The sequence below is a fragment of the Legionella erythra genome (assembly GCF_001467615.1).
Lineage (GTDB): Bacteria > Pseudomonadota > Gammaproteobacteria > Legionellales > Legionellaceae > Legionella_C > Legionella_C erythra.
This window is the reverse complement of record NZ_LNYA01000020.1, coordinates 27,129-32,938: the sequence shown is the minus strand read 5'-3', so window position 1 is coordinate 32,938 and position 5,810 is coordinate 27,129. Positions and strand designations below refer to the sequence as shown.

Sequence of the window (5,810 nt, the reverse complement as noted above, 5' to 3'; positions counted from 1 at the left end):
GGTGGATGGGACAATTCCTTTTTAGAAAATTTGCTCAGTTTGATTGAAAATTGAAGTGCGTAGGCCGTGGGAAAAACAGGCGTTTAGCCAACTTGTTAATAATTTGTTAAGCAAACTGTGTTATTACATATAATAATAGATATTGTGATGACGTTTGGAACGACAATGCCATTAACTCAACAACAAGCTCTGGAACTGCATCAAGCCATTGCCGATATCTCATTTGAAGAAAAAAGAAAAGAGGCTGAGCTTCGCTGGATTAGTCTCATGGCGCCCAGCAAAAACCCCATGTCGTCTCCATCCACCAATAACCCATTGGAACACCTTAAAGCATTATATGGACTTCAACCCCGCCTTATTGAGCTGCGCAAAGCGCATTTAAACACCAAATCCGTTGAAATCCAATTTGATGAAGACTCGGCGTTTGGCGAAAAAACCATTCGTGTTTACGACCCCACACGAGAAAAAAATTTCAACAGCGACATCTCCGATATTTTCGCCCGGGGCATTGATTCAGCCAATGCGGTCATTGAAATATTGAAATACGCTTTCCCGCTTAAACTTCGAGACAGTCAGGGTATCATGCAATCGCTGACTGACCACCCCAATAAAAAAGCAATCAAAACCCTGATGGACCTTATCTTTCACTTTAAAAACAAGATGGCCCATCATGAAGCAAGTGAAGGCAAGGAGAGAATTGCCGCCGCCATGAAAGAATTAAAGCGATTTAATGCCGCCCTGGCTTCATTGCTTGTGGAATACAATGTGGTTGAGAAACGCAGCCATGCGGAAAAAGCCATTGCCCTGGTTCGTGATTTTGTCTGGAAAAGGGATTTGTGTACTGCGCATTGCAGTGTTGAAAATAAAGCAGCGGGGTCCGCTCATACCATGCTGCGCTATGCCGAACCGATGACTTTTGGCCCTTCGGAATTCCGGGTAACCGGAAGCAAAAGCCGATTGGATTTATGGAAAAAGAAAAACAGGGTATGGCTTGAAGATTTCGCCGGGAAGCTGGGGTTGAACAAAGGCAACCTAACCGGCAGCTGGTTTGAAAAATTCCTTGATGCGAACAAGGACGAGCTTGAATCACTCTCGTCCACCCCCATGACCCGCTTTACCCCCAATCCAGCCAATGCGTTTGATTGCACTGATTTTGTAGTGGATGATAACGGCAGCCTGGTACAAATAGGTCACCATGTACGCATGGCCATTACCGATCCGCTCGAAATTAAAAACCCCATTGAGCGCCAAAAACTAACCGACTTCAACCACCTGCAGCTTTTCAGTAAAGCCCGCCTGGCAGAGGAAATCACAGCGTTCATGGACAGCTGGGGGAGTTTATTCCAGAGTGAGGACAATCGCTCCATCCCGTTGACGATTTTACATCAGACGTTAATCGGCGATGAAGTGACCCTGTCCCCGGATCAAACCAAAGCCGTCCGTGGTTTTGACGGCAGTGTGATTGATGCGAAACAGCAAGCCAATGCAGCCGTTCGCACCATGTTGTCCAAAAGCCTCATCCTGTGTCAGCGAGAAAAGCCGCATGCGGTTATGATACTCAACAAATCATGCATTGAAGAAACAGACACCGGGGTGAAGCTCTATGAGAAAAGCCCATCCGGACAACGGGGAGAACTGCTTGCCACCTATCCCTATAATCAATACCAGAAGGTCGAAATCAGTCTTTTGGAAACCAACAATTGCGTGAATATGTGGCATTCACGGGCCCGAATTCGCAACAATGACGTCAATGACGCACGGCAATTGATAAATAACGCGGTTGTTTTATTCGAACGCTGCAACCAGCAGCTGAATAACCCCGACTTAAACATCATTATTGAGTTCTTAAAATCACGCGACCACTCCCTGTTTACCCCTTATAAACATCGAGGGGAGACAGTGAAAGCCGCCGTAAGAAATGTTAGTGCCTTCTTGCGGAATCAGCCTCTACCTGGTGATTTAAACGGTCTTAACCGTGAAAATCTTAATTTAAGTCTGCAAGCCGCCGTTGAATTAAAATGCACAGTGCATGAAACCTGGTTTGGTTCGATGCGACGCGTCATTTCCAATTTTACCCGCGATGTCCGCGACACCGTTCCGGTTATTGGCCATGTGATCAATTGGGCTACCCGATTTGTTTTATGGACCCTGTCGACGGCAATCACGATTTTAGCCTTTCCCCTGCATGCCCCTTCCTACATCAAACATTTAGCTGATCGGAAGGAAATTGCCAAAGCCAACTATGAAGGGCTGCTGGCTGAAAGCATCGGCGCCTTAATGGGCGGCTGCATGAGTGCGGCCGATCGTGCCGGTGAAATTGATGAGCAGCGCGCCGCCTTGCGCAGGCAATTCGCCGATCAGGGTGTATTACTGGGTTACAATGACTCCCCTCAGGATAAATTGGCATTTTTTAAAGCCTACGGTAGTACGCGCACCAAACACGATAACGTCGAAATGGCGACGGGCGCGCCTGTTACCAGCGATTCAGAAACACGCGGCTTTAGTCCATTGTTGTATGTGGCCAAATTCCTGGCAGCGATTAAGCTGATTTCGCCTGAGGCGGTTAACCTCATGACCGTTGGCTTAATGTCGTCGCGCGTTGAAACAGAGGAGGAGAGAGAAGCCAATGCCCAGATGTCGGGCTTGAGAAAAACAGGCTATGACAAAAACGTAAGAGCCAGCACCCTGTACCTGAAACCCAAAGAGGAACCGGTCGTTTTGTCTGCCGATCCAGGGCTTCAAAGCGCCCCTGCTGATCAAGTCGCTCATTTCGATACGCCTGAATCGGATAAAGACTCTCAATACACCCCGCCTATGAGCGAATCGATCCGATATTAAAGCCTAACCAGCATCCAATGATTAAATCAATGCTCAAAACTAACCTCCAATGAATCAACAGGCGGCGCGGAAGGCGCATAGGCATTAGCGAGCGTTGGGAAAAAACCCTCTGGATTGGGGGTAGGCGATGGGGTTGTAGCTTCAATCTGGCTTGCTTTTTGGTAATAAAAGGCCGCCATCTTCTCGTGGGAACTAACCTTGTTGTTAATTTCACTTATCTGTATAGCGCACTGCTTAAGCTCATCCTGAAGTTGTGGAATTGTTTTTTGTTGAAGCTTGTCCATTTCCCCTGATTGCTCTTGCCATGTGCGTGCATTTTGACTGATTTCACGGGTCTGTTGCTCGTGTTGATTTTGGCAGGCATGATTCATCAGGGTATAAACCAGGGCAGTCATGAGCAAGCCCCCCAATACCAGCGCGGCGACCCCGCCTGGTATAAACAGCAGCGGCCATAAGCCGGCGGCGATGGGAAGCATGATTAACGGTAAGGCAAATGGAATACCAATGCCGACACTGGTGAAAAGAAGCGCAAATCCTGAAGCAATCAGAACCCGACGCCGCACGTGTTCGCGTCCAGCAATCTCGGCACGTAGGGCTTCGTTACTGTTGGACAATTGCTCATTGCGCTTTAGCAATTCAGGGTTGGATTGTTGAAGGATCCCCAGGTGCCTTATTGTCTTTTCCAGGATTTGGTCCTGCGTCGTGTAATGAAGGTTTGCCCGCGCCAAATTCGCCCGTGCCTGTTTTTCCTGCTCTTTTTCCTGAAGCCAGGCAAACATTGTTTCGGCAATATATAACAAGAGTTTTTGCTTAGAACCGAGCCGGCTCAGATCAGCGTGATGAAGCAATGTCTCAATAAAGTGACGATAACTGATTTCTGTCGCTGCCTTTAAAAGGTCATCCTTCTTTTCTTCCAGTTTTTTCTGACAGAAAAGAATATTTTTTTCCAATTCCTGGCGGTTTTTTGCTGATAATTGGTCGAGTGAATCATTACCCCGCGCTTTTGCCCGCATTTGCCGGGCCAACGCACGCTGCTCACGCTCCTTTCCCCGTCGGGGAATCTCCTCGTTTAATTCCATCTCGTTTTTGTTGTAGGCATTCGTTAATCGCTTCAAGTTCGCCTGCGCACTGGACACGCTAAGATCCAAATCGCGGCATTCCGCTTGCAGATTAGCGCGTCGTGATGTCAATACAGACCAATCCTCTGCAGGATGCACGACCACCCCGTGGCCATGGTGATGATGGGGAGTTGAAAGGGTGTGCCCATGATGATGGGTAACGCCGGTATGCCCGTGATGAGTATTCTCCAGGTGGCCATGGGTGTGTTGAACGGCTTCTAACTGGCTTATCTGCCTGTTCAGCTCCACCAGCTGATTGCTTATCCCTTGATGGCGCAAAGCAAGGGAATCGAGACGACGCTGTTCCTGATTGATTTGTTTGTTCAAGTCAAACAGGGCCTGAGATAACGAGTCACTCAAACTTTTGTCCTTCTCCGCCTCGTTTTTATCCTTATCCGCTTCTTGTCTGTCCTGTTCTTCCTGCTGCTTAAAAAAGGCCTGCGTGAGTGATTTCTTGCTCTCTTCTTTATCCTGCTCGCAGTCAGTCAGCAGCCAATGATTCACCGCCTGAATGACGGGCTCTAAAGGCTTGGCGTCCAGGCAAAAAGCTCGCAATTGTTCATAATTGCATGTCTCAACAAGCGTTCCCGTTTCTTTCTTGACTAACCCATGAATATCGACAGTCGCTAACGGCATAAGGGTATCTCCTTGTTAGAAGGCCCATTTTAACCGTATTTATGACCTCGTCAACTCACGTGTCTGCCCGCTGATAATCAAGCCAGCTTATAGCGAATGACTGAACAGGCGGATAATCCAGTAGGAAAGGATCAGCACCTGCCCTACAAAAAACAGGAAACGCACAAGCACGGCAAGGACACGCGTCGACAACACATGCACGATGGACTGCAGTACTCTCAGGGTTAAAAAAGTAAGCGCTAAAGGGTTAATAATAAACAACTGCTGGGTCATGGCCGCCACAAACACCACGCCCAAAACCACGGGAAGGTTCTCATAACAGTTGGCATGCGCGCGGCATAAGCGATTGGCAAAAGGTGACACGTCATCACCAAACGGGGAAAAGGCATTGGCGCGGCGTTGGCCGCTTAAAGTGAGGCTGACACGCAATAAACCAATACTGAACAATAAAATCAATGTCCAGGTGCAAAAACCCAATACTAATAAATAACCTGATTCCATGGCGGCTGTTCCCAATAATGATGAACCTCTATCATAACAAACCATCCAGACGAGATTAAGTCTTGCTATTGCTTTGCCTGTGGAACAAGACTTCATAGGCTTGCTATTGCTTGCTTGTGGAACAAGACTTCATAGGCTTGCTATTGCCTTGCTTGTGGAGCAAGACTTCATAGGTTAGCCTCATGCACTCCTTTGTCCTGCCCGCGCAGGCGGGCATCCATTAGGATCCCGGATGAGGGATACCTGGGATAATCCGGCCATTGTGCCATTTTCCGGTCATTATCCCTTAATTCGTCTGCGCGCAAGCAGATGGGTGCCCGCCTGCGCGGGCAAGACATGCAAGGGGACAAACCTCCAGAGGAGATGAAGGCTTGCTACTGCTTTGCCGGTGGAACAAGACTTCATAGGCTTGCTATTGCCTTGCTTGTGGAGCAAGACTTCAAGGGTTAGCCTCATGCACTCCTTTGTCCTGCCCGCGCAGGCGGGCATCCATGGCTATGTACCACCGAAGGGATGGGTCCCCCGCCTGCGCGGGGGATGACAGAGAAAAAGCCCGTATCACACATAAAAAGCTAGCCAAACCCGTGTCTTGCCTGCGCGGGCAAGGCATGCAAGGGGACAAACCTCCAGAGGAGATGAAAGCTTGCTATTGCTTTGCCGGTGGAACAAGACTTCATAGGCTTGCTATTGCCTTGCTTGTGGAGCAAGACTTCAAGA

General features: G+C 48.6%; 4 protein-coding genes. 2 read left to right on the top strand and 2 right to left on the bottom strand.

What is annotated here, in order from left to right:
* Positions 1-165 precede the first annotated feature (165 nt).
* Positions 166-2,838, top strand: coding sequence for a hypothetical protein (locus tag Lery_RS04590; protein ID WP_058526083.1), 2,673 nt, complete (start codon positions 166-168; stop codon positions 2,836-2,838).
* 26 nt (positions 2,839-2,864) lie between these two features.
* On the opposite strand, the gene Lery_RS04585 is transcribed toward Lery_RS04590, so the two are convergent.
* Both Lery_RS04585 and Lery_RS04580 read right to left on the bottom strand, forming a co-directional pair.
* Positions 2,865-4,592: a hypothetical protein gene (locus Lery_RS04585; protein WP_058526082.1), complete on the bottom strand. Its 1,728-nt coding sequence runs from the start codon at positions 4,590-4,592 to the stop codon at positions 2,865-2,867.
* Between the two features lie 87 nt (positions 4,593-4,679).
* Complete coding sequence (locus tag Lery_RS04580; RefSeq protein ID WP_065230250.1) at positions 4,680-5,093, bottom strand: MAPEG family protein; 414 nt, start codon at positions 5,091-5,093, stop codon at positions 4,680-4,682.
* A gap of 491 nt (positions 5,094-5,584) precedes the next feature.
* Here Lery_RS04580 and Lery_RS15585 point away from each other — a divergent pair.
* Positions 5,585-5,810: hypothetical protein (locus tag Lery_RS15585; protein ID WP_237759144.1), on the top strand; the 226-nt coding region annotated here is incomplete at its 3' end.